Source organism: Terriglobus roseus, assembly GCF_900105625.1.
Classification (GTDB): domain Bacteria; phylum Acidobacteriota; class Terriglobia; order Terriglobales; family Acidobacteriaceae; genus Terriglobus; species Terriglobus roseus_B.
Genome location: NZ_FNSD01000001.1, coordinates 4,199,729 through 4,221,177 on the forward strand (window position 1 = coordinate 4,199,729; position 21,449 = coordinate 4,221,177).

Genomic DNA, 21,449 nt, shown 5'->3' on the forward strand with positions numbered 1-21,449 from the left:
ACGTGACACGCGCCCGTACCCCATAAGCGTCATTCGGGACGTGCTTTCCACATGGGCAATGTGGCGGAATAATGGCTTTGTCAGGCATCTTGTCGTACCGTCGAACCACAATATGTACAATCCACCGCAATTCGAGCTGGCGTCCTTGCCGGACCTGCACGCCGTGATCCGCGCATGCGGCCTGGCGCAATTTGTTACGGGAACCGCCGCAGGCCTGCTCGCGACACCGCTGCCTCTTTTTCTCGACGCCACCGAAGGAGACCTGGGCACGCTCTACGGACACCTGGCCCGTGCGAACGACCAGTGGAAGACCAGGCCGGAGCATGAAGCGCTCGCAATCTTCCCGACGGCCGACGCCTACATCTCGCCTTCCTGGTACGCCACCAAGGCTGAGACCTCGAAGGTCGTGCCGACCTGGAACTACGAGACCGTGCACGCCTTTGGAAACGCAGAGTTCTTCGACGATCCGCGACGTCTGCTGGACGTTGTGACACGCCTGACCGATCTGCACGAGGGCAGGCGCGCCGAGCCATGGCAGGTGAGCGACGCTCCAACAGACTTCGTGATGGGCCAACTGCGCGGCATCGTCGGCATCCGCATGCCCATCAGCCGCCTGGAAGGGAAGCGTAAGATGAGCCAGAACCGCAGCGAAGCGGATCGTGCCGGTGTGGTGGAAGGCCTCTCCCAATCACCGCGCGAGGGCGATCAGATTGCCGCGAAGATTGTTCCTATTAAGTCTCGCTAAGGACAGCAGAAAGGCCCGGCAGAAGCCGGGCCTTTCGTTTGGATCCACTAGAATTCTTACGACTTCTGACGCGAGATGATGTCGTCGATCAGGCCATAGTCCTTTGCCTGGTCGGCGCCCATCGTGAAGTCACGATCGGTGTCGCGTTCGATCTGGTCGAAGGTCTGGCCCGTATGGTCCGCCATGATCTTGTTCATACGCTCGCGCAAACGAAGGATTTCGCGTGCGTGAATGTCGATCTCGGTCGCCTGGCCCTGGATGCCGTGGCCCATGATCAGCGGCTGGTGGATCAGGATGCGCGAGTTCGGCAGGGCGAGACGCTTGCCCTTCTTGCCAGCCATCAGCAGGAACGCGCCCATGCTGGCAGCCTGACCGATGCAAAGCGTACTGACGTCGTTCTTGATGTACTGCATGGTGTCGTAGATCGCCATGCCTGCGCTGACGGATCCGCCCGGCGAGTTGATGTACAGCTGGATGTCCTTGTCCGGGTCCTCGCCGGAGAGGAAAAGCAACTGCGCAATGATCAGGTTGGCGACGTTGTCATCGATGGGCGTGCCCAGGAAGATGATGTTGTCGCGGAGCAGACGGCTGTAAATGTCGTAGGAGCGTTCGCCCCGACTCGTCTGCTCGAGCACCATTGGAATCAGACCCATGTTCTCCCTCGTTCTTCCGTTGTTGCTCTTAATGCGGTTGTTCGATGTTCGTGTTGACGATCTTTCGGAGGGCCATGGCTTCAGCCATGCCGACCCTGTTCGCTAGAGTAAATGGCTTTAGCCGCTGAGGGATTTCCCCCTCAGGGGCTAAAGCCCGGATGTAACGATGATCTTACGGCACGGCTGAAGCCGTGCCCTTCCGAGACTTGCATCGCGGAAAGGCAGTGACTATGCCAGCTTCTCGTACAGCGCAGTTGCGGTAGCTTCGCGGCGCATCTGCTCGCGCATGCGGCCCACGGTGCCGTCGTTATTCATGCGGGTGCGCAGTGTCTCCAGCGGCTCCCGTGTCTGCAGGGACATGATCATCAGCTCGCGCTCGATGTCATCTTCCTTCACTTCCACGTTCATCTCTGCGGCGATCTTATCCAGGATCAGCGATGCCTTGACTTCCTTCACGGCTTCGTCACGCTGCGCTTCGCGCAGGCGGGGGAAGTCGAGTGTCTGCATCTGCTCGCGGGTCATGCCCTGCTGCGCGAGAGCGCGAAGGCCACGGTCCAGGCGGACGTCGATCTGTTGGTTCACAAAGCTCTCGGGAACGGGGAACTGGAACTTCTCGACAAGGGCATCCACCAGCTTACCCTTGGCCTCGTTCTCCGCCTGCTGCTTCTTGCCTGCGGTTGCGTTCTCACGCAGACCGGCTTCGAAGTCTGCCCAGGTCTCATACTCGCCCAGCTGCTTGGCGAACTCGTCGTTCTTCTCCGGGTAGACCTTGCGCTTGATGCCGTTGACCGTCACCTTGTAGTCCACGGTGATACCGGCCAGGCGGACGTCGCCGAAGTCTGACGGATAGCTGACTTCCAGCTCGAACTCGGAACCCTTGGACTGACCGCGCAGAGCGTCGTTGAAGGCAGGCAGCGTGTTCTTGCCGCCGATCTCGACCATCACGTCCTGGCCGTCGATCTCGTCGGCCTCGTGCTCGCTGGTGTCGCCTTCCGCCTTGCGGCGTGCACCAGTGAAGCTGATCTCAGCCCAGTCGCCATCGGCGAGCGGACGATCTTCTTCGACCGGTTCGATGGTCGCGTGCGAGTCGAGGACGCGGTCCATCTCAGCCTCGTACTCTGCCTCTTCCAGTGCGACGTTCGGCTTCTCGACAGTAACGGTGTCATAGCCGGCGACATCCACGGTGGGAGCGGTCTCAAACTGTGCGCGGAAGCGCAGCGGCTGGCCGTCCTCGCAGAACAGTTCGCTGAGCTGCGGCTCAGAGATCGGGTTCAGGCCCTGTGCCTTGATCTCAGCAACAAATCGCTCCTGCACCAGCGACTCCAGAACTTCCTGACGGATGTCCTTCGCGAAGCGGTTGCGGATGGTTGCCTCGGGCACCTTGCCGGGGCGGAAGCCAGGGATGCGCGCGAGCTTGCTGTAGCGCTTGATCACCTTGCTGTACGCCTTGGAAACTTCTTCAGCCGATGCTTCCACACTGACCGAGCGCGTCAACTCAGGGTTGAACGGCGGGCGATGCACGTGGCCCTCATGCGAGTGGTCGTGACCCTCGTGCGAGTGATCGTGCGTAAGTTCGGTCTGCTCTGCCGGTGTTGTCTCGGCTGCTGCTTCTACTGTCTCGTTCGGAGTCAAAATCGGATGCCTTCTGGGTGGGTCTCTGCGGCGGGCCGCGACGGGCTCGCCGCGGGCGGTCATGCCGTCGTATCAATGGTACGGACCCGGGACGGGAGGGTCAAACCTGTTACGTCCGCGGGCCGCAGGTTATTGTGTGGAACTTTTATCGTCGGGGTCCGAAGGAACGTCCACCCGGACCCTCCACAGGAGTGTTTCGTGGGGCGCGACCACCGTCCTGGCCCGCTCCGGACTGTCGCCGGAGGCCGTGCTGAAGTCGATTGCAACGCCCTTACCGTCCTTGGCCGCATCAACTCTCATGCTCCGGATGCTGGGCGTCATGGCCGTCATCCGCAGAACGTAGCCATCTGCGGCATTGCGCAACCGCATCTCCGGTCCCTGGCTAAGGTAGCTGTATTTCAGGTTGGTGAAGACCTGGTGCACATCGCCGGCGCCCAGCGGCACCGTGCGCGCCGCTGCGCGGGAGGCCGCGGAACCGATCGAAGCGGACGGGGTCACAGCCTCCGGCGGCAGAATGATCATACCGGTCAGGCCGGCGCGCGGCGCTGCGAAGTGAGCGTGCCAGCTGATGGCCAGGGCCCGCGGCGTGTCGTTATGGTTCGTTGCGGCGATCGTCAGGTCCAGGCCACGGCCCGAAAGCGTGGTGGTGACCTTCGTCTCAATACCGCTGGGAGGGGGAACGCGACCGTCCGTGCCGGCCGGAGGGACTGCGGGGAATGTTGCATTGGCCGTGCTGCCGTCTGGTAGAAAGTCACTGCTGACGTTCTGCGCCGGATGGTTCATCACCAGTTCTGTGAATGGCCCCCAGCCGGTTCCGTCAGGAACCTGAGTGCGGACCGAGATAGGGGAATTCTGCAAGCCTGCGCGCGGGGCGAACGTCTGGGGATCCAGCTGCTCCGGCAGAGACGTCTCCTCAGTGCCCACCAGTACCGGCACCTGTCCATGTCCCGGGACGTTCAGGTTGGCCTGCAGCACTGCCATGCCTGCGCCCGGCAGCAGCAGCGCGGACGAGAACTTCGGCGTCATCTCTTCTGCGTGATCGTTGCGCATCATGTGCAGCACGTCCTGCCCACCGGGCCGCGCAGCCACAACCGTATCCGGAGCGATCTCAGGCGTGGTCATTTTGTGAATCTTGCCGTGCAAGTGTGCCTGCCACACCACGCCTAATACGCCCAGCACCACGGCCAGCAGAAGGGCGGTGACCAGTCCGGAGCTGGCGAGGCTCATACCGCGCCTGCGCTGGCGGCCTTCGCTCTGATTTTCGTTCACGGGTGTCATCTCTCCAATACCAGCGAACTTGGCTAAAACGTTGAAACGAAGCGAGGCGGAATAGTGCCACGCTACCATCATGTTAGCCGTCATGCCATCTGCACGAAATACCAAAGCAGCTACCGAGCTTGCAAACGTCAGCGCCAACATCATCGCCTGCACACGCTGCCCGCGCCTTCGCGAGTACTGCACCGCACTGGGAGAGACCAAGCGCCGCGCCTATATCGATTGGGAATATTGGACTCTGCCCGTACCAGGATTCGGCGATCCCAATGCTCGTGTCCTGATCGTCGGCCTGGCGCCCGGCGCGCACGGAGCTAATCGCACGGGGCGCCCCTTCACCGGTGATGGCGCCGGATATTTCATGTATCCCGTGCTGTATGAGACGGGCTTCTCAAACCAGCCGGACGCCACCGATCGCGACGACGGTCTGAAGCTGCGCCACGCACGTATCGCGTCCATCTGCCGGTGCGCACCGCCAGCGGATAAACCAACGCCGCAGGAGATCCGCAACTGCGCACCGCATCTTGCCGCAGAGATCGGCGCGCTCCCTCGGCTCCGTGTGGTCGTCGCACTTGGACGCATCGCGTTCGACGGCTACCTGAACTTCCTGATTGCGCAGGGCGTCATCGACTCGCGCAGACACTACCCCTTTGGCCATGGTGTCGAACATCGGCTGCCGAACGGCATGGTCCTGCTGGCCAGCTATCATCCATCGCTGCGCAATACGAATACGGGACGGCTGAATAAAGCCATGTTTACGAAGATTTTCGTGCGTGCGCGGGAGCTCGCGGGACTAGGCTGATTTCACGACACAGCGTCGACTCTGCGTGAAACCAAACAACCCACGCGGATGAGTGCCCATCACAAGGAAAAGAAGCAAGGAAGCGAGGCACGAGGATGAGCAGCAAGAGTTTCTGGATCGCCTTTATCGCCGGTACCACCGCGGGTGCCATCGTTGCACTGTTGTATGCGCCGCAGACCGGTGCGAAGACACGCAAGCAACTGGGCCGCGCCTACGACGAAGCGGGCGACTCCCTTGAGGACGCAGCCGACTATGTGAAGGATCAGGCCGAGCGCCTGTCCAAGGAAGCGAATTCGGCCTACAAGAAGGGCGTCAAGCAGTTGGACAGCGCCTACTCCCAGGCCATCGACGCTCTGAATGATTCCTACAGCGAAGCCAAGGAGAAGCTTGTAAGCGTCGCCGACGTCGCCATCGACAATGTGGAAACCATCACCAAGAAGGCTCGCTCGCTGGTGTAGCCATTCGCTCTGGAAGCAACTGCAAGTTGCCGTCCTGAGTGAAGTCAGGGGACCTGCTTCCGCCGCAGTTCCAACAATGTGAAGGAGTAACCCTCCGAGGCATTGTGGAACCACCGGCGCGAAGCAGGTCTTTCTCGTTCGTAAGGCACTCGCCGCCTACAACAACTAAGACCCCGGAGAGGGGTCTTCATCGTTGGAGAGCCACTTGAACGAACCGACCAGCACCAGCCTTTCTCACGAAGCACGCATCCTCCGGGTCAAGAAGATCGCCCTGGAGCATTTCAAAGAAGAACACTGGGTCGAGATGACCTCACAGGTCGGATGTTCCGATCTGCTTGAGATGCGGGATGAGGCCCTCGGCTCGGTATCCTGGGGTGACGATGCGTACGCAGCGACCGTATTAAAGATTCTGTCTGCGATCGTTCAACGGAATCCGACAGATCTCGACCGGCTCGAACTCTACGCGGACAAATGCCTCGCGCACGCCGAAGCCGGCTCCTTTTCGGGAGTTACCCTGACTAGAATCTGACACGACAAGGTTGCGCGCCGGCAGCTTATTCGTCGTCAGAATCGCCGGACCTGCCTCGCTTTACGTTGGTCCGACCCAACTCCACGCAGCGGTCGGAGACCTCAACCGGATTGGCCATCTTCCCAGCAGCCGCTCGGGAGAACGTGCGCCACATACGGTTTACGTCCACAGGCTTCCCAGCCCTGACCTCACGCTCCACCGCAACGTGCATCGCTGAGAGAAGTTCGTCGCGTAACTCGTGAAAGAGTTTGCTGATATAGATCGAGGGCACTGACTGAGGCTAACAGTTCATGCAGTGTTGCCCGTGCCGAGTCGCCTTTTAGGATCCTGGTTGCAACGTCGGGAACGATGTAATGCGTAGTTTGGCTGCGCCGTAAGGGATAAGAGGAATTAACTCGTCCGGTAAAGTTCCGGCCGATGCACTCAACTTTGGGTGTTCCGGAACCGGAGCGGCGACGCCATCTTCGGAACGCCAGGCATCGAGTATCTTCGCAGGGACCAGGAGTTTCACACCCGGATTCGCGGCGGAAAACGGGATTGCCCCGATCGCAGACTCGTGCACGGCAAGTCCCGGAGCGGAAGTCTCATCGACGTGCAGAGCATAGTTCCACTGCGCCTGCGGAAACACCTGCCAGTCTGCAGTGATCCCTCGGTCACGCAGCTTGACCCAGGTCGTGCCGGGTGAAAAGGAAAAGAGCAACGGTCCACGACTGAGTGTGGCTGAGCCGTGATAGCCACGGGTCAACAATGGCTGCATGGGAAGCACGAGCTCGACAACATCGCCGGCCTTCCAGGTGCGTGCAACCTTTGCAAAAGTGCCCGGGGCGGACGCAGTGTTCACGACTTCGCCGTTGACCGAGATCGCTGCTTTTGCAGCCCACATCGGTATGCGGAGGTGAAGAGTGAAACGAACATCCGAGCTTGGGTTCACGGTGATGCGAACGCGCTCGCGGAACGGATAGTCCGTCTGCTCCTGCAGGTGCACGCTGCAGCCGTTGATCTGCGTCGTCACGCTGCAGGGCGCATAGATCATCGCAGCCAATCCATCTCCATCAGCAGGCCGCATCCACAGGGACGAAGTGAGCTTTGGCCAGCCTTGATGGAAGTTAGCCGTGCAGCAGCCAAAGTGTGGCTCCAACCCATACAGGTTGGATTCGGCGCTGTTGGTGGTCCACGGTTTGGAATTGAGGCTGCAGGAGATCTGGTTGGCCTGCTGGTCGTATTGATGGGCCCACATGTCGTCCGTGAACGTGCCTGGCAGAGCGTTGTAGGCGATGCGCTCAATGCGATCCGCAATAGCGGCATCTCCAAAGGTAGCCAGGGCTACTTCCATCGAGAACAGCGTCTCCACGACCGTGCAAAGTTCAGTGCCCTGGCTGGTATTCAGACCAGCAAGATGCTCATCGCACGAGAACATGCCATTCGGCTGGCCATGAAATTTATCCAGGGCGCCCAGTTGCCGGTAATAGCCTGCCTTCTCCGCAGCGTTACCGTTCAACCGGAACTGCACAGCAGCAGTCTTCAACGCCTGCCCGTTGTTGACGCCGTGTGTCTGCATCCCTTCTGCTTTGTTTCCGCTCGGCCTGCTCGGATCAAGCAGACTCCGTGAAGTTGGACCTGTGTATTTGAAATCCCGAAAGCTTTCCACCCAGTCGAAGCCCTGCTGCTTGAGCAGGTGCATCAGGGCGAGCAGCTTCGGATCATTGGTCTGGGAATATAACCACTGAACGACATAGACTTCGTCCTGCCACCGGTACTGGCCCCACTCCTGCAACGGACGTTGCGGCATCTCTGCTAACTGATGGTGGAAGTATCTTGTCAAGGCAGGATGGACGCGTGGGTCGCCCGTTGCGTCATGGTATTGCGCCAGTGCCTTGACCATCACCATGCGGGGCCACCAATCGTTGTTGGAAGCAGGTCCGATCATTCCGCTTGGCTGCTGGTTGTCGAGGGTCCAGTCGATGAACCGCATCGCCTTGGCCTTCAGGACGGGATCGTCCAACTGCCAGGCGAGCGGCACCAGCCCATCCAGAAAATAGGGACCGCGCTCCCAGCTTTCGCCTGTGCCACCCAGCCATCCGGAGTTAAGACCGACATCCGGCCAGAACTCATCCAAATGACCGCCCATGCCGTCCGCCTGAATTCGCATCTGGCGCAACAGCCAACCCGCAGGCCGGATCTGACCGACCAGCAGCGGCTGAAATGCTGCAGGCGCTAACTTCGCCGCAGCAGTATCAGCTCGTCCTGTCTTCGGGCCCAGAGCGGAGAGACCTCGAGACGTGACTGCGGACGCCGCCAACACACAGGCGGTCGAATGGAGGAACTGGCGGCGACTAGCAGAAGACATTGAGAGGCCTCAGGGAACAGACTAAAGCTCCAGGCGTTGCAGGAACAGTGGTTGGGGCTGCGACTGCGACCAAAGAGGGAAACGGTGCGGTCGCGTCGTGGTTTCCTGCTGGTACATCCGCTACTTAGTCAGTTCGACCGACAACGAATATCGGCTGGTGGTTCCTCGCCTTGCCGCGTTGCGCATAAGGAAGACCTGGATCATGTAATCGCCTGGTTCACTTACAGGTACTTCCGCCTTTGTCCCAGCAGACGCGCCCTTGAAGATCGCCTCGTCTTTTCCGAGTTGTGCACCCGGTCCATACACGTTGAAGAGATTGGATCCCACCCCACTCTTCAACGCGATGCGCAACACACCGGCCGCATCGATGGATACGAGATAGCGCACGTCGTCATAACCCCGGACGGAGCCCCGTTCCTTGTGTGCGCCTCCATCCTTTCTGACGTTAAAGCGATGGAGCTGATCATGAGCGACGGCTGGTCGAACCGATAAGATGAGTGCTGCAAGGAACGCGATCGCGATCATCCGATGGCTCATGTTTGTTCCTCCGCTACAGGGATGGTAGAAATTGCTCGAAAAGGATACGGCTGTGACGACGTCGAAGGACAGTCCATCAACAGTTTCGAGGTAGAAAACGTAACAAAGTCGCTGCCGGAAACGCCGTCAAAATGCTAATCTGGCCCGATCACGGGGAGGTCTTATGCTGCGGCGCCATCTCACCCCTTTCGCTTCTCTGGCGATCGCCCTTGCTGTTGTGCCGAACGCCATCGGGCAGACGCTGATTCGGATGTACGTGCAGGCAGGGAGCGGCGATTTTGCAGCAAATGGTGCGGGAGATTCCGCGCTCGATCTGCGGAAAGCACTCCTCGGAAAATCTCGCACCATCCGTGTCGTGGATTCACCGGCAGAAGCCGAGGTTGTTGTGCGGATTGACTCCCGCAACGTGCGCAAGGAGACGGCGTCTGTCAACACTTACGCCAACCAGAGCAAAGATGGAAAGTCGGGTACAGCCACGACAGTCCCGACCATTCGAAACGTGAATGTGCTGCATGTGATGCTGCTCGCAGGCAACTCACAGATTCCGCTTGAAACAGAATCAGCGCTCTCCTGGCGACTCGCCGCAGGTGACATGGCATCCAGCATCGATCATTGGGTAAAGGAAAACTACGCTAAGCTCATCGAACGCAGGACAGAGCAGAAATACGCTCCCAGCGCGACCGAAGCTGCGCCATCTCCGTCAACTCCACCGGCCGCAGCGAAGTCAGCGAATGACGCATCGATCGCTCCGGGCATGTCTGAGTCACAGGTTCTTGAAGCCATGGGCGCGCCGGAGAAAAAGGTTATCTTCGGGAAGAAGTCGCTCTGGAACTACCGCGGACTGCAGGTTGTGTTTGAAGACGGTCGCGTTACCGATGTGAAGTTCTAAGACTCATCGGAAAACAGCAGAAACCAAGGCTCAATTTCGATAGCAAAGGCTGGAAAGAACGCGCGAGTGAAAACATTTCCGGCTACGAGAATGACACTGCCGCAACGCATCGGCCTTTGGCTGTTGGGATGTGTCGTGGTGATTATCTTCGTGGTCGCAAACTCGGGAACCGATCTCTCACTCTCGGAATTTTCCGCGCCGGCTGAAGCTCCTTCTTCCAACACCGCTGTCGATCAGAGCTATTACGTTACCGCGCGGAATCTTGCGGCGCTGGCTGCGACGCCCCAGGAGCAACAGTATGCGGTGCTGGCCATGCGATCGGCAGATCACGAGCTCGATCAAAGCTTCGCCTCGGCCATTCGCAACTCGGCAGCCCACCGACTCGAACACACCGCCGCGGCGACGTCGATGCTTCAACGGATTGCTGAGCTGAAGCAGTCGATCCGGGCCGATCAGGCAGGAGTTGCGGCCGCGAGTGCCGATTCCTCGAAGGCCTCTGATGACGACGGAGAGCGGTTGCGTATCGCGCAGGCCCAACTCACGCTGGATGAAGATGAACTGGAGAATGTGCAGCAGGATCTCGCTCGAACGGGCGGGGATCCCCAAACGGATATCCAACAGGCTTTCGATCAGCACCGGTCCATTGAGAGTCAAGCCGCAGCACTGCCGAAGAACACGGCGACCGCAGATCTCGAGTCCGCACGGTCCCTGCATTCGGTCGTAGGTAAGGTGCGGATCCTCTCGTCCTTGAAACAACGCCGGAAGATGCTGGCGGACGCGCGCAACAAGGTGCTTGCAGAGCAACAGAAATTGCAGCAGCAACATGACGGCCTCGACCGCCAGACCTATGTGTCGACACCGGGCGAAGATCCGTCATCAAGATCAGGCAGACTGACGCAACTGCGTGTCTCAGCCGAGCGCGAAAAGGACATGGCCGACCTCGACAAGCGTGTCCGGGACCTGGGCCAACTGGCGAAGGTCTACGAGGATTGGGGCCACCTTGTGCAGACCCAGCGTCGAACACTGCTGACTTCGCTGGCCGCAGATTTTCTGACGGTAGTTATGGCGGTACTGGGTATCTTCGCGCTGAGTGGTTTTGCGCAATACCTTCTCAAACGGTGGGAGAAGAATCATCATCGCCGCTTGAAACATGCCCGCGTGGTCATCACGCTCATTCTGGAAATTGTCGTCGTCGCCCGGATTGCGGTCGTCATCTTCGGCATGCCAGGTGATGTCTCAACTATCCTCGGCTTCATCACAGCGGGCATAACGGTCACTTTGAAAGACTTCCTGGTCTCCTTCGTCGGCTGGTTCGCACTGATGGGAAGACGGGGCATCCAGGTTGGGGATTGGGTCGAAATCGACGGCACGCAAGGCGAAGTTCTTGAGGTCACCGCACTTCACACCTACCTCCTCGAAGCTGGAAACTGGGCAACAAGTGGTCAGTTCACCGGCCGCCAGGCCGTCTTCATGAACAAGTTTGCCGTGGAGCGCAAGTACTTCAACTTTTCAACGTCAGAGCAGTGGCTCTGGGACGAGTTCGTGGTTCCCGTGCCTGCAAGTAAGGTCATCACGCAGGAACTGCTGTCCCGCGTGCAGCACCTGATCGCAACGGAGACACGAGACGATATGGCAAGTGCGGAAGCATCGTGGCGAGAACTCGCCACGACGCATGGCCTTCACGAACGGAAAGGCGCACCCACAGCAATCGTTCGCACCTCTGCCGCGGGGCTGGAGGTGGTGGTTCGGTATGTCACCAAAGCTCCCACCCGCTTTGATACGGCTGTTCGTCTGCGCCAGCTTGTTCTTGGCGCGTTGGGGTTGGGTCTGCATGTCGACCCGAGCATGCCGGCTCGACCCGTTGGCACCTAGGCACCCTCAACATCCTTGACGATGCGGCGGCTTGCATTTGACGAGGCCGAGCTCAATCGGTGACGACGGACAACGCTCTCGCACTCCATATAGCAGCCTCGCAACATTGCGACGTTCCCTGCGGTATGCGAATGTGGACAAATGCGCCACACGTTCCTTCGACTGCTTTGCTGCGTCGTGTTTGTCTCATCCGCCGTCGCCCAACAGACCCCGACGCGCTCGGATCACGAACTCTTCGTGCAGACATGCAGCAGTTGCCACAGCGAAGAGATTGCGACGCAGAAGCACTATTCGCACGACACATGGCAGGGCGTCGTCGCGAACATGCGCTCTCGCGGAGCCCAGGGCACCGACGCAGACTTCGCACGCATCGTGAACTACCTCACGACGCTGGACACAGCTCCTGTAAAAGAAACGAGTAAAGCAACGCAGGAGTGGAAGACCTACGGTGGCGATCTTGCCAATCATCGCTACTCGCCACTCGACCAGATCAACGCCTCGAACTTCAATAACCTCAAAGTCGCGTGGCGTTTCAACACCGCAAACCTCGGCAGCAGCCCCGAATACAAGTTCGAATCGACACCGCTTATGGTGAAGGGCGTGGTCTACACAACAGCAGGCTCACGACGCGATGTCGTCGCGCTCGACGCCGCAACTGGCGAAATGTTGTGGATGTACCGCGAAGACGAGGGACAACGCGCAAAGAATGCGCCCCGCCAGCTCTCCGGACGAGGCCTCGCCTATTGGTCTGACGGCCAGCACAATCGCATTCTCTACGTCACGCCCGGCTACCGGCTGATCGCGCTCGACGCGACCACCGGCCACCGCGTCTCCACCTTTGGCCGCGGCGGCGTCGTCGATCTGAAGGAACAGGACGACCAGAAGATTGATCCGCTGGGTGGCGACATCGGCCTGCACGCAGCACCCCTTGTTGCGGGCGACACCATCATCATCGGCGCAGCGCACAGCGTCGGCCTCATTCCCAAGAGCAGGAACAACACCAAGGGCTACGTCCGCGGCTTCGATGTCCGCACCGGCCGCCGCCTCTGGATCTTCCACACCATCCCCATGAAGAACGAGTTCGGTGCCGACACGTGGCAGGGCGACTCCGCTTCCTACACGGGTAATACCGGCGTCTGGGGCCAGATGAGCGTCGACGAGAAGCTTGGCCTCGCCTACCTGCCGGTGGAACTTCCCACCGGTGACGCCTACGGTGGATATCGTCCCGGCAACGGGCTCTTCGGCGAGACCCTCGTCGCAGTCGATCTGAAGACCGGCAAGCGCCGCTGGCACTACCAACTCGTTCACCACGGCATGTGGGACTACGACATCCCTTGCGCGCCCGTCCTCGTTGACATCACCGTCGACGGCAAACCGATCAAGGCACTCGCGCAACCCACCAAGCAGTCCATCCTCTTCGTGCTTGACCGCGAGACCGGCAAGCCCGTCTGGCCTATCGTCGAGCAGGCCGTCCCCCAGGGTGACGTTCCCGGCGAAACCTACTCGCCCACGCAACCCATCCCCACCAGGCCCGCAGCCTATGGCCGCAACGGTTTCAGCAACAACGACCTCATCAACTTCACGCCGCAACTGCATGCCGAGGCGATGAAGCTCGCATCCCGGTACCAGATCGGGCCCGTGTACACACCGCCCGTCGTCAGCAAAGCCGACGGGAAACTTGGGACACTCATCCTCGGCTTCTCGCTTGGCGGCTCCAACTGGCCCGGCGGCTCGTACGACCCGGAGACGCACACCTTCTACGTCTTCTCGCAGGCCCTGGTAGGCGCGGCGGGCCTCGTGCCACCCGATCCCAATGAATCCGACATGCGGTACGTCCTGGGCCAGGCGGCCACGGGCCCGGAAGACACCGGGAGAGACCTGGACATCCACAAGATGCCGCTCGTACACCCACCCTACGGCGAAATCTCCGCTATCGATCTCGATCACGGCACGATCCTCTGGCAGATCGCACACGGCGAAACCCCGGACGAAGTCCGCACCAACCCGCTCCTCAAAGGCATCAACATCCCTCGCACAGGACGTCTCGGCATTATTGGCGTGCTCACGACGAAATCACTCCTGATTGCGGGCGAAGCTGGCACCTTCACAAACACAGCAGGAGTAAAAGGCGCACTGCTGCGTGCCTACGAAAAGACCAGCGGCAAGGATGCCGGTGCCGTCGCTATGCCCACCGGGCAGACCGGATCCCCCATGACTTATATGTGGAAGGGCAAGCAATACCTGGTAGTCGCAGTCGGTGGTCCCGGCCACCCCGGGGAACTCATCGCTTACAGCCTGCCCGATGAAGGGGCGAAGTAGTTTTCCGGAAAGTCCAGGTTGTCGGGAGCAAGTTCCGTTTCTCTCAGAGCGACAGATTTAGCCGGACTTCCTTGCAATCTGCGTCTCAATCCGATACACATCTAAGTCATGGTGCTGCGTTCCCACGCAACGTGTAACTGTTGTCGCCGCTAGGTTGAGCGCGCGCACCTTTCTGCTTTTCTCCTCATCCAATCTCTGATTCACCGTTGGCGCATCGCGCCGTTTCCCATGAGGTCCGTTCATGCTCCTGTGTCGTTGTTGTCGCCGCTGATCCTTCGCAGCCTTGCTGTGCGCTAACGCCGCGCGCCAGCCCGACAACCGAACACAACGAGAGGAACACCCTGTGACGCACCCCTTTGCGCGACGTTCGCGCTTTCTTGCATCCGTCCCCATTGCCATCTCCGCGGTCCTTTCCGTGACCGCTGCATGCGCGGGCGCGCAGGTTGTCGGCAGCACCTTGTACGGCGTCATCACCGATGGCAGCGGCGCTGCCGTTCCCAATGCAACGGTCATCATCCACAATGAAGAGACCGGCACTGAGCGTCGCCTGCGCACCGATGCCGCTGGCCGCTACAGCGCGCCGTCCATCGCGGTTGGCCTCTATTCTGTCGCCGTAACTGCCGATGGTTTCAGCGCAGAGAAGCACACGGGCGTCGTCCTCACCGTTGGTCAGGCCGCATCGCTCGACGTGAAACTGCACGTCCGCAGCGATGAGCAGCAGGTCACCGTCAGCGACACGGTACCCACGGTCAATCTGTCCAACGAACAGGTCAGCGGTCTCGTCACCGAGCGCCAGGTGAAAGACCTGCCGCTCAACGGACGCAGCTACGACCAGCTCATCACGCTGAATCCTGCAACGGTCAACTACACCTCGCAGCGGTCGGGTTCTGTTGGAACTTCAAACTCCTCGGTGGGCAACATGTTCTCCGTCTCCGGCCGACGCCCGCAGGACAATCTTTACCTGCTCAACGGCGTGGAGTACACAGGAGCATCGCTCATTAACGTGACGCCGGGCGGCACCAGCGGTCAGTTGCTGGGCGTGGAAGCCGTGCGGGAATTCAACGTGGTCAGCGACACCTACGGCGCCAACTACGGCAAGCGGCAGGGTGCGCAGATCTCCATCGTCACCGCATCCGGCACCAATGCTCTGCACGGCGCGGCGTATGAGTTCATCCGCAACTCCGCACTCGACGCGCGCAACTACTTCGACCAGGCGAAGAAGCCCAACTTCCAGCGCAACAACTTCGGCGCAGCGCTGGGCGGTCCTATCAAGCACGACAAACTCTTCCTCTTCGCCAACTACGAGGGCTACCGCCAGAACCTGGGCCTCAGCGACGTAACACTCGTGCCCAACGCCGCCTCGCGTGCAGCGGCCGCACCTTCGGTCCGGCCGCTGCTGAACCTGTGGCCCGTTGCGAACGGCCCGGACCTTGGCTCCGGTATCGCCATCGCATACTCCACGCCTGTCCAGCACATCCGCGAAGACTTCGGCACCGCGCGCTTCGACGCCAACTTGTCCGCCAACGACCTTCTCTTCGGCGTCTACACCGTCGACGACTCCACCGCGAACACGCCCACGGCTAACCCCTACTCGCTCATCAACGAAGCCCTGCGCGAGCAGGTGGCCAGCGTGCAGGAACAGCACGTCTTCTCACCGAAACTTCTGAACACGGCGCGCGCCGGCTTCTCACGCGCCAGCTTCTACTTCCTGGGCGAAGTACCGCCGGATGTCGCCGCTGCCAGCGGCACCTTCGTCGCGGGCAAGCCGATCGGTGCGATCGTGATCGCCGGTTCCACAGCCTCGAACGGCTCTTCGCAGATCACCGGCGCAGGCGCCAACGTAGGATCGAACAACGCGATCACACGCAACCTCTTCACCTTCGACGACCACATCTTCTACACCCTTGGCAGTCACACGCTTGAGGCTGGCGGATGGCTGCAGCGTCTGCAATCGAACGACAACCTGGCGCAGAATCAGTACGGTCAGGCCAGCTTCGCATCGCTCAGCACCTTCCTCACCGGCAACATCAAAACCTTTACGGTCGTGCCCAATCCAACGGCACTTGCATGGCGGTCGTGGTTCGGCGCGGGCTACGTGCAGGACACGTGGAAGGCGTTGCCCACGCTCGAAGTCACGGCTGGCATCCGCTTCGAATCCAGCAACGGCTTCAACGAGGCGAAGGGACGCGCCGGTGTCTATGGCTTCACGAATGGCATCATCAACAGCACGCCAACCGTCGGCAGCGCAGGCCTTGCAACCAACCGTGCAAAGTTCCTCCCGGAGCCGCGTGTCGGCCTCGCGTGGAACGTCTCCGGCGATAACAAGACCGCCATCCGCGCTGGCTTTGGCCTGCACCATTCGTTGCTCGACAACCTGGACTATCGCCTCGACCAGGCCGCGCCGTACAACACCACGCTGTCGTACAGCGGCACCACGGTGGCGAACCCGACATCCGGCGCGCCCGGCCTGATCTCGCCGTCCAACGTGCAGCCAGACATCGCAACGCCCACCGTCTACTCCTACTCGCTGCACATCGAACGCCAGCTTGCCGCGAACCTCTCCGTTACTGTTGGCTACATCGGCTCCCGGGGCACCCACCAGATCCTGTCGTCAAATCAGAACGAGCCGGCTTCGCAGTCATGCGCCAACAACTGCCCAACAGGCGTGCCCAACGGCACGCTTTACTACCCGACGACCACGCGTGCGAATCCGGCCGTGGCTAACACCACTTCGTGGTCAAGTGGTGGCAGCAGCAACTACAACGGACTGGTGCTGGATGTGCGTCAGAGCCTGCGCAAGGGCCTGACACTGCGGGGCGTGTATACCTTCAGCAAGAATCTTGACAACGGCAGTGCGTGGAATACCAGCGTCTCGGCTAACACGCCCGCCTTTGTCAGCTACCCGAAGAATCCATCGCTCGACTACGGTCCCGCGGCAACTGACGTACGGCAACTTGCAGCGTTCAACGGCAGCTACGATCTGCCCTTCGGCACCAGCGCCAGCAGCAATCCTGTCTTTCGTCGCTCCGTCGGCGGATGGTCCGTGAGCACCATCGTCACGTTGCAGACCGGTCTGCCGTTCACGCCGCAACTCGGCTACAACCCCACCGGCTCCGGCGACACGCGAAATCCCGTCCGTCCCAATCGCAACCCGAACTTCACCGGCAAGCTCTATACCGGCGGCAGCACGGCGCAGCGCGCAGCGAAGTACTTTGACGCATCGGCCTTCTCCGCACCCGCCTATGGCACTGTCGGCAATCTTGGACGAGACACGCTGGTATCTCCCGGCTTCGCCAACTGGGATCTGTCGCTGCTGAAGAACACCCAGGTAAGCGAGCGTCTCAGAGTGCAGTTCCGCGCGGAAGCCTTCAACCTGCTCAACCACACCAACCTGCTCACACCGAACCCGGTCGTCTTCTCCTCCGGACCGACGCAGGGCACCGCCGCCAACCAGACCGCCGCCGTCGTCGCAAGCCCCACGGCAGGCGTCATCACCGCGGCAGCCACATCACGCCAGCTCCAATTCGGCGTCAAGGTTCTCTTCTAGTCGGAAGCGAAGAAGAGAAAGGCCGGTGTGGGGCGACACCCGCACCGGCCAACATTTCCATCGACCACAAGATCGGGTGCTCCACACATACGCAAAGCGGATGTGTGGGTTGCTCGTGAAGCGGAGAGCAGCGGGCCAAAGCCCGCGCAATCCTCGCCCAGGGGAAGCCCTTCGTGCGCGGAATGAGAAATCAAGCGGCCCAAAGGCCCACGCGAAGGATGCTTTTTGAATCCGAAGCCCCCGTTTGCTAATCTCAAAGAGCAGACATGCGCGCGCCCCTTTCCATCTGCGACTGTTGTCCGGCCGTCCTCACGGCTGTGTGTTGTTGCGCGCGCTAGACTTCCGCTCTGCCTCTCCTCCACCAAACATCTCAGCGCACGTCCCCATGCACTCATAGGAATCGATGGCCACACTCACTCCATCTCTGCCGCCTGTCACCGCAGCACCACCGCGCCTCAGTCACCTGCGTCTGCTCGAAGCTGAGAGCATCCAGATCCTGCGCGAGGTCGCCGCCGAGTTTGAAAAGCCGGTCATGCTCTACAGCATCGGCAAGGACTCCTCCGTCATGCTGCGGCTGGCGCAGAAGGCCTTCTATCCCGGCCCCATTCCGTTCCCGTTGCTGCACATCGACACCGGCTACAAGTTCCGCGAGATGATCGAATTCCGCGACAACATGGCGAAGTCCATCGGTGCGGAGCTGCTCGTGTGGCGCAATGAAGAGGCTCTCGCAAACGGCACCAATCCCATCAAGCTCGACACCAAGCGCTGCTGCGGTCTGCTGAAGACGCAGGCGCTGCTCGACGGTCTGAGCCACTACGGCTTCACCGCGGCCTTCGGTGGCGCTCGCCGCGACGAAGAAAAGTCGCGCGCAAAGGAACGCATCTACAGCTTCCGCGACACAGCCGGCCAGTGGGATCCGAAGAACCAGCGCCCCGAGCTCTGGAACCTCTACAACGCCCGCATCCACCCAGGCGAAAGCATTCGCGTCTTCCCGCTCAGCAACTGGACGGAGGTGGATGTGTGGCAGTACATCCACGAAGAAAACATCCCCGTGGTCGATCTCTACTTCGCGAAGGAGCGGCCAATGTATTTGCGCGGCGACGCGTTGCTGCCCACCGAGCAGGACTTCGTGGCACGCCTTGGTGAGAAGCCCACCATGGTCAAGAGCCGCCTGCGCTCGCTCGGCTGCAGCCCCTGCACCGGCGCCATTCGCAGCGACGCCGACACCATCCCAAAAATCATCGAAGAGATCCTTGGTTTCCGCTCGTCCGAACGCGCCAATCGCGTCATCGACCACGACCAGGAAGGCTCCATGGAGATCAAGAAGCGCGAGGGCTACTTCTAAACATGAGCGCTTTGAATAACGATCTCGTCGAGTTGAAGCTGGACTCCACTTCGCATGCCTCCAACGACCAGGCGGCCAACGGAGCGCCCTCGGGCGAACCCGAGTCCTGGAATCCCAACATTGCGCTCCACAATCCGCACCTCGGCCAGACACCCGAGCCGGAACCGATTCACGTGTCCGCCGAGTTCGCTGCGAACTTCAACATCAGCGACTACCTCGCGGAAGAACGCGGCAAGGACCTGCTGCGCTTCTCCACCGCAGGCTCCGTCGATGACGGCAAGTCCACGCTTATCGGCCGCCTGCTCTACGACACGCAATCCGTCTACGACGACCAGATCCAGTCCATCGAAGGCAAGGGAACCACCGCGCCCGGTGTGCTCGATCTTGCACTGCTGACCGACGGCCTGCGTGCCGAACGCGAGCAGGGCATCACTATCGACGTCGCCTATCGCTACTTCAGCACGGCGCGCCGCAAGTTCATCATCGCGGACACCCCCGGCCACGAGCAGTACACGCGCAACATGGCTACCGGCGCCAGCACGGCTGATGTTGCCGTTGTGCTCGTCGACGCGCGGAAGGGCGTGCTCATCCAGTCGCGCCGCCATGCGTACATCACCGCGTTGCTCGGCGTGCGGAATGTCATCGTAGCCGTGAACAAGATGGATCTCGTCGATTACAGCGAGGAGGTCTTCGGAAAGATCCAGCAGGACTTCACCAGGTTCTTCCACGATCTCGACGTCGACGGCAACGACCAGACCACGCTGCACTTCGTCCCGGTGAGCGCACTCGCCGGCGACAACGTCGTCCATAGCAGCAGCAACACTCCGTGGTATCGCGGCCAGACGCTTCTCGGCCTGCTCGAATCGATTCCGTCCTCGCAGGTCAATGTCGACGCACCCTTCCGCATGGCGGTGCAGCGCGTCATTCGTCCCAACCTCGACTTCCGCGGCTTCGCCGGGCAGATCTCCGCAGGCATCATCCGCGTCGGTGACACCATCACCGCACTCCCCAGCGGTAAACACAGCAAGGTGCAACGCATCGTCACCTTCGATGGCGACCTGCCGGAAGCCTTCGCACCACTCTCCGTCACGCTCACCCTCGAAGACGAGATCGACATCAGTCGCGGCGACCTGCTCGTCAACACGGCTGAGCAACCCGTCATCGCGAAGGGTTTCACAGCATCGCTCGTGTGGATGGATGAGACACCGCTGGAACTTGGCAAGCGCTACCTGCTGAAGCAGGGAAGCCGCAGCGTTCCTGCGCAGGTCAGCACACTCGTGCGCACGGTCGATCTGTCAGAAGTGCCCGGCCAGCTAAGCCATCACAAAGCTGCGTCGACACTGTCGATGAACGGCATCGGCAACGTCACCGTCGAAGCCCTGCAGCCGCTCGCGTTCGACACCTATGCAGCGAACCGCCACACCGGCAGCTTCGTCCTCATCGACCTGCAGACCAATGCAACCGTCGCTGCTGGCATGATCCGCAAGGCGGAACTTACAGGCACCCAGGCTGCCGCACAGATCACACGCGACATCATCCTGCACCCCACACACGCACTGCGTCTGCAGGGCAGTGAAGACGCCATCGCAGCGGCCATCGAGGCACTGCGCAGCGCAGGCGCACTCCGGGAGAACGACTAATGGCAGAGCTTCCCATCAACACCGCTGAAGTCGTTTCGCGCGAACACGAAAAGCAGGTTTTGCGCGCAGAGCGTGAGACCGAGCGAGCCGGCGGCGCGCCGCTCCCCAGCGTGCCCATCAACGACACCGCAAACCTGCGCCCCGAACTGCTCGAGCAGTTAGCCCATGTGCGTCAAACACTGCGGGAAGAATTAAGCGCGGTGGGCCCCGATGAGGCCTGCCTCACCTGCAGTTTCCAGGCCGAAGACGTTCTGCTGTTGCACCTCGCGATGGAGCTGCGGCCAGACATCCCTGTACTCTTCCTCGACACCGGCTACCACTTCAAAGAGACCTACGAATACCGCGATCGCATCGCCACCGATTGGCACCTGAACCTCACCAACCTGCTGCCGCGACAGACCGTCCCTCAGCAGGAATCCGAGTTCGGCCTCCTCTACCAGACCGAGCCCAATCGCTGCTGCGGCTTCCGCAAAGTCGAGCCGCTCTTCGACGCCGTCGCGCAGTACAAGGTCTGGCTCACCGGCCTCCGCCGCGAACAGGCACGCTCGCGCACCGCCCTCAAAGAGATCGACGACTTCGCCGTGAAGCCCGGCATCATCGTGCGTAAACTCAGCCCCTTCGCGGACTGGACCACGCGCGATGTCTGGCAGCTCTGCGCCCACTTCAACATCCCGCTGCTGCCGCTCTACGACCTCGGCTACACCAGCATCGGCTGCGAGCCATGTACCACGCTGCCCACCGACCCGAACGATCCTCGTTCCGGCAGATGGGCAGGCAAGAAAGTGGAGTGCGGCATCCATATCCAGGCCACAGAAGATGGCAATCCGGATGCCTCGCACTAAGTAGTTAGCCAAGCGAATGA

Annotated in this window: 17 protein-coding genes; 11 read left to right on the plus strand and 6 right to left on the minus strand. The window is 60.7% G+C overall.

Going from position 1 to position 21,449, the window contains the following annotated elements:
* Positions 1 to 112: 112 nt before the first annotated feature.
* On the plus strand, positions 113 to 745 hold the full coding sequence (locus tag BLW03_RS17470; RefSeq protein ID WP_074655301.1) for an FMN-binding negative transcriptional regulator: 633 nt from the start codon (positions 113 to 115) through the stop codon (positions 743 to 745).
* A gap of 56 nt (positions 746 to 801) precedes the next feature.
* Here BLW03_RS17470 and clpP read toward each other — a convergent pair whose 3' ends face one another.
* The 3 genes from clpP to BLW03_RS17485 all read right to left on the minus strand — a co-directional run bounded on the left by clpP (position 802) and on the right by BLW03_RS17485 (position 4,299).
* Positions 802 to 1,431: an ATP-dependent Clp endopeptidase proteolytic subunit ClpP gene (gene clpP / locus BLW03_RS17475; protein WP_280138050.1), complete on the minus strand. Its 630-nt coding sequence runs from the start codon at positions 1,429 to 1,431 to the stop codon at positions 802 to 804.
* A 195-nt stretch (positions 1,432 to 1,626) separates the two neighbouring features.
* The gene (tig, locus tag BLW03_RS17480) at positions 1,627 to 3,030 is read right to left on the minus strand and encodes a trigger factor (RefSeq protein WP_074655303.1); all 1,404 of its coding nucleotides are present in this window, start codon (positions 3,028 to 3,030) and stop codon (positions 1,627 to 1,629) included.
* A gap of 129 nt (positions 3,031 to 3,159) precedes the next feature.
* Positions 3,160 to 4,299, minus strand: coding sequence for an aldose epimerase family protein (locus BLW03_RS17485; RefSeq protein ID WP_212733230.1), 1,140 nt, complete (start codon positions 4,297 to 4,299; stop codon positions 3,160 to 3,162).
* A 91-nt stretch (positions 4,300 to 4,390) separates the two neighbouring features.
* Here BLW03_RS17485 and BLW03_RS17490 point away from each other — a divergent pair, with 91 nt between their 5' ends.
* The 3 genes from BLW03_RS17490 (at position 4,391) to BLW03_RS17500 (ending at position 6,091) form a co-directional block, all read left to right on the plus strand.
* Positions 4,391 to 5,104: a uracil-DNA glycosylase gene (locus tag BLW03_RS17490; protein ID WP_074656111.1), complete on the plus strand. Its 714-nt coding sequence runs from the start codon at positions 4,391 to 4,393 to the stop codon at positions 5,102 to 5,104.
* 95 nt (positions 5,105 to 5,199) lie between these two features.
* Positions 5,200 to 5,562, plus strand: coding sequence for a YtxH domain-containing protein (locus BLW03_RS17495; RefSeq protein WP_074655305.1), 363 nt, complete (start codon positions 5,200 to 5,202; stop codon positions 5,560 to 5,562).
* Positions 5,563 to 5,767: 205 nt separating this feature from the next.
* On the plus strand, positions 5,768 to 6,091 hold the full coding sequence (locus BLW03_RS17500) for a hypothetical protein (protein WP_139285246.1): 324 nt from the start codon (positions 5,768 to 5,770) through the stop codon (positions 6,089 to 6,091).
* Positions 6,092 to 6,116: 25 nt separating this feature from the next.
* Here the strand turns inward: BLW03_RS17500 and BLW03_RS20920 are convergent, their stop codons facing one another.
* The 3 genes from BLW03_RS20920 to BLW03_RS17515 form a co-directional block, all read right to left on the minus strand.
* Positions 6,117 to 6,362: a hypothetical protein gene (locus BLW03_RS20920; protein WP_074655307.1), complete on the minus strand. Its 246-nt coding sequence runs from the start codon at positions 6,360 to 6,362 to the stop codon at positions 6,117 to 6,119.
* 48 nt (positions 6,363 to 6,410) lie between these two features.
* Positions 6,411 to 8,438, minus strand: coding sequence for a beta-L-arabinofuranosidase domain-containing protein (locus BLW03_RS17510; RefSeq protein ID WP_083350617.1), 2,028 nt, complete (start codon positions 8,436 to 8,438; stop codon positions 6,411 to 6,413).
* Between the two features lie 120 nt (positions 8,439 to 8,558).
* Positions 8,559 to 8,975 (minus strand): hypothetical protein, encoded by a 417-nt coding sequence (locus BLW03_RS17515; protein WP_074655308.1) that lies wholly within the window; start codon positions 8,973 to 8,975, stop codon positions 8,559 to 8,561.
* A 163-nt stretch (positions 8,976 to 9,138) separates the two neighbouring features.
* Here BLW03_RS17515 and BLW03_RS17520 point away from each other — a divergent pair, with 163 nt between their 5' ends.
* The 7 genes from BLW03_RS17520 (at position 9,139) to BLW03_RS17550 (ending at position 21,429) form a co-directional block, all read left to right on the plus strand.
* Positions 9,139 to 9,864: an LPS-assembly lipoprotein LptE gene (locus BLW03_RS17520; RefSeq protein WP_074655309.1), complete on the plus strand. Its 726-nt coding sequence runs from the start codon at positions 9,139 to 9,141 to the stop codon at positions 9,862 to 9,864.
* Positions 9,865 to 9,954: 90 nt separating this feature from the next.
* On the plus strand, positions 9,955 to 11,736 hold the full coding sequence (locus tag BLW03_RS17525; RefSeq protein WP_074655310.1) for a mechanosensitive ion channel domain-containing protein: 1,782 nt from the start codon (positions 9,955 to 9,957) through the stop codon (positions 11,734 to 11,736).
* Between the two features lie 141 nt (positions 11,737 to 11,877).
* The gene (locus BLW03_RS17530) at positions 11,878 to 14,055 is read left to right on the plus strand and encodes an outer membrane protein assembly factor BamB family protein (RefSeq protein WP_212733231.1); all 2,178 of its coding nucleotides are present in this window, start codon (positions 11,878 to 11,880) and stop codon (positions 14,053 to 14,055) included.
* Positions 14,056 to 14,398: 343 nt separating this feature from the next.
* On the plus strand, positions 14,399 to 17,602 hold the full coding sequence (locus tag BLW03_RS17535; protein WP_074655311.1) for a TonB-dependent receptor: 3,204 nt from the start codon (positions 14,399 to 14,401) through the stop codon (positions 17,600 to 17,602).
* Positions 17,603 to 18,005: 403 nt separating this feature from the next.
* On the plus strand, positions 18,006 to 18,947 hold the full coding sequence (gene cysD / locus BLW03_RS17540) for a sulfate adenylyltransferase subunit CysD (RefSeq protein ID WP_074655312.1): 942 nt from the start codon (positions 18,006 to 18,008) through the stop codon (positions 18,945 to 18,947).
* A gap of 2 nt (positions 18,948 to 18,949) precedes the next feature.
* Positions 18,950 to 20,587, plus strand: a complete 1,638-nt coding sequence (gene cysN / locus BLW03_RS17545; RefSeq protein ID WP_074655313.1) for a sulfate adenylyltransferase subunit CysN — start codon at positions 18,950 to 18,952, stop codon at positions 20,585 to 20,587.
* Entirely contained in the window at positions 20,587 to 21,429 is an 843-nt protein-coding gene (locus tag BLW03_RS17550; RefSeq protein WP_139285248.1) for a phosphoadenylyl-sulfate reductase, read from the plus strand. Before cysN ends, BLW03_RS17550 begins: the two co-directional genes overlap by 1 nt.
* Positions 21,430 to 21,449: the final 20 nt, after the last annotated feature.

Excerpts from the sequence above, each read along its gene's own strand:
- BLW03_RS17470 (WP_074655301.1), top strand. The coding sequence starts at position 113 with ATGTACAATCCACCGCAATTCGAGCTGGCGTCCTTGCCGGACCTGCAC.
- BLW03_RS17490 (WP_074656111.1), top strand. The coding sequence starts at position 4,391 with ATGCCATCTGCACGAAATACCAAAGCAGCTACCGAGCTTGCAAACGTC.
- BLW03_RS17495 (WP_074655305.1), top strand. The coding sequence starts at position 5,200 with ATGAGCAGCAAGAGTTTCTGGATCGCCTTTATCGCCGGTACCACCGCG.
- BLW03_RS17510 (WP_083350617.1), bottom strand. The coding sequence starts at position 8,438 with ATGTCTTCTGCTAGTCGCCGCCAGTTCCTCCATTCGACCGCCTGTGTG.
- BLW03_RS17515 (WP_074655308.1), bottom strand. The coding sequence starts at position 8,975 with ATGAGCCATCGGATGATCGCGATCGCGTTCCTTGCAGCACTCATCTTA.
- BLW03_RS17520 (WP_074655309.1), top strand. The coding sequence starts at position 9,139 with ATGCTGCGGCGCCATCTCACCCCTTTCGCTTCTCTGGCGATCGCCCTT.
- BLW03_RS17525 (WP_074655310.1), top strand. The coding sequence starts at position 9,955 with ATGACACTGCCGCAACGCATCGGCCTTTGGCTGTTGGGATGTGTCGTG.
- BLW03_RS17530 (WP_212733231.1), top strand. The coding sequence starts at position 11,878 with ATGCGCCACACGTTCCTTCGACTGCTTTGCTGCGTCGTGTTTGTCTCA.
- cysD (WP_074655312.1), top strand. The coding sequence starts at position 18,006 with ATGGCCACACTCACTCCATCTCTGCCGCCTGTCACCGCAGCACCACCG.
- cysN (WP_074655313.1), top strand. The coding sequence starts at position 18,950 with ATGAGCGCTTTGAATAACGATCTCGTCGAGTTGAAGCTGGACTCCACT.
- BLW03_RS17550 (WP_139285248.1), top strand. The coding sequence starts at position 20,587 with ATGGCAGAGCTTCCCATCAACACCGCTGAAGTCGTTTCGCGCGAACAC.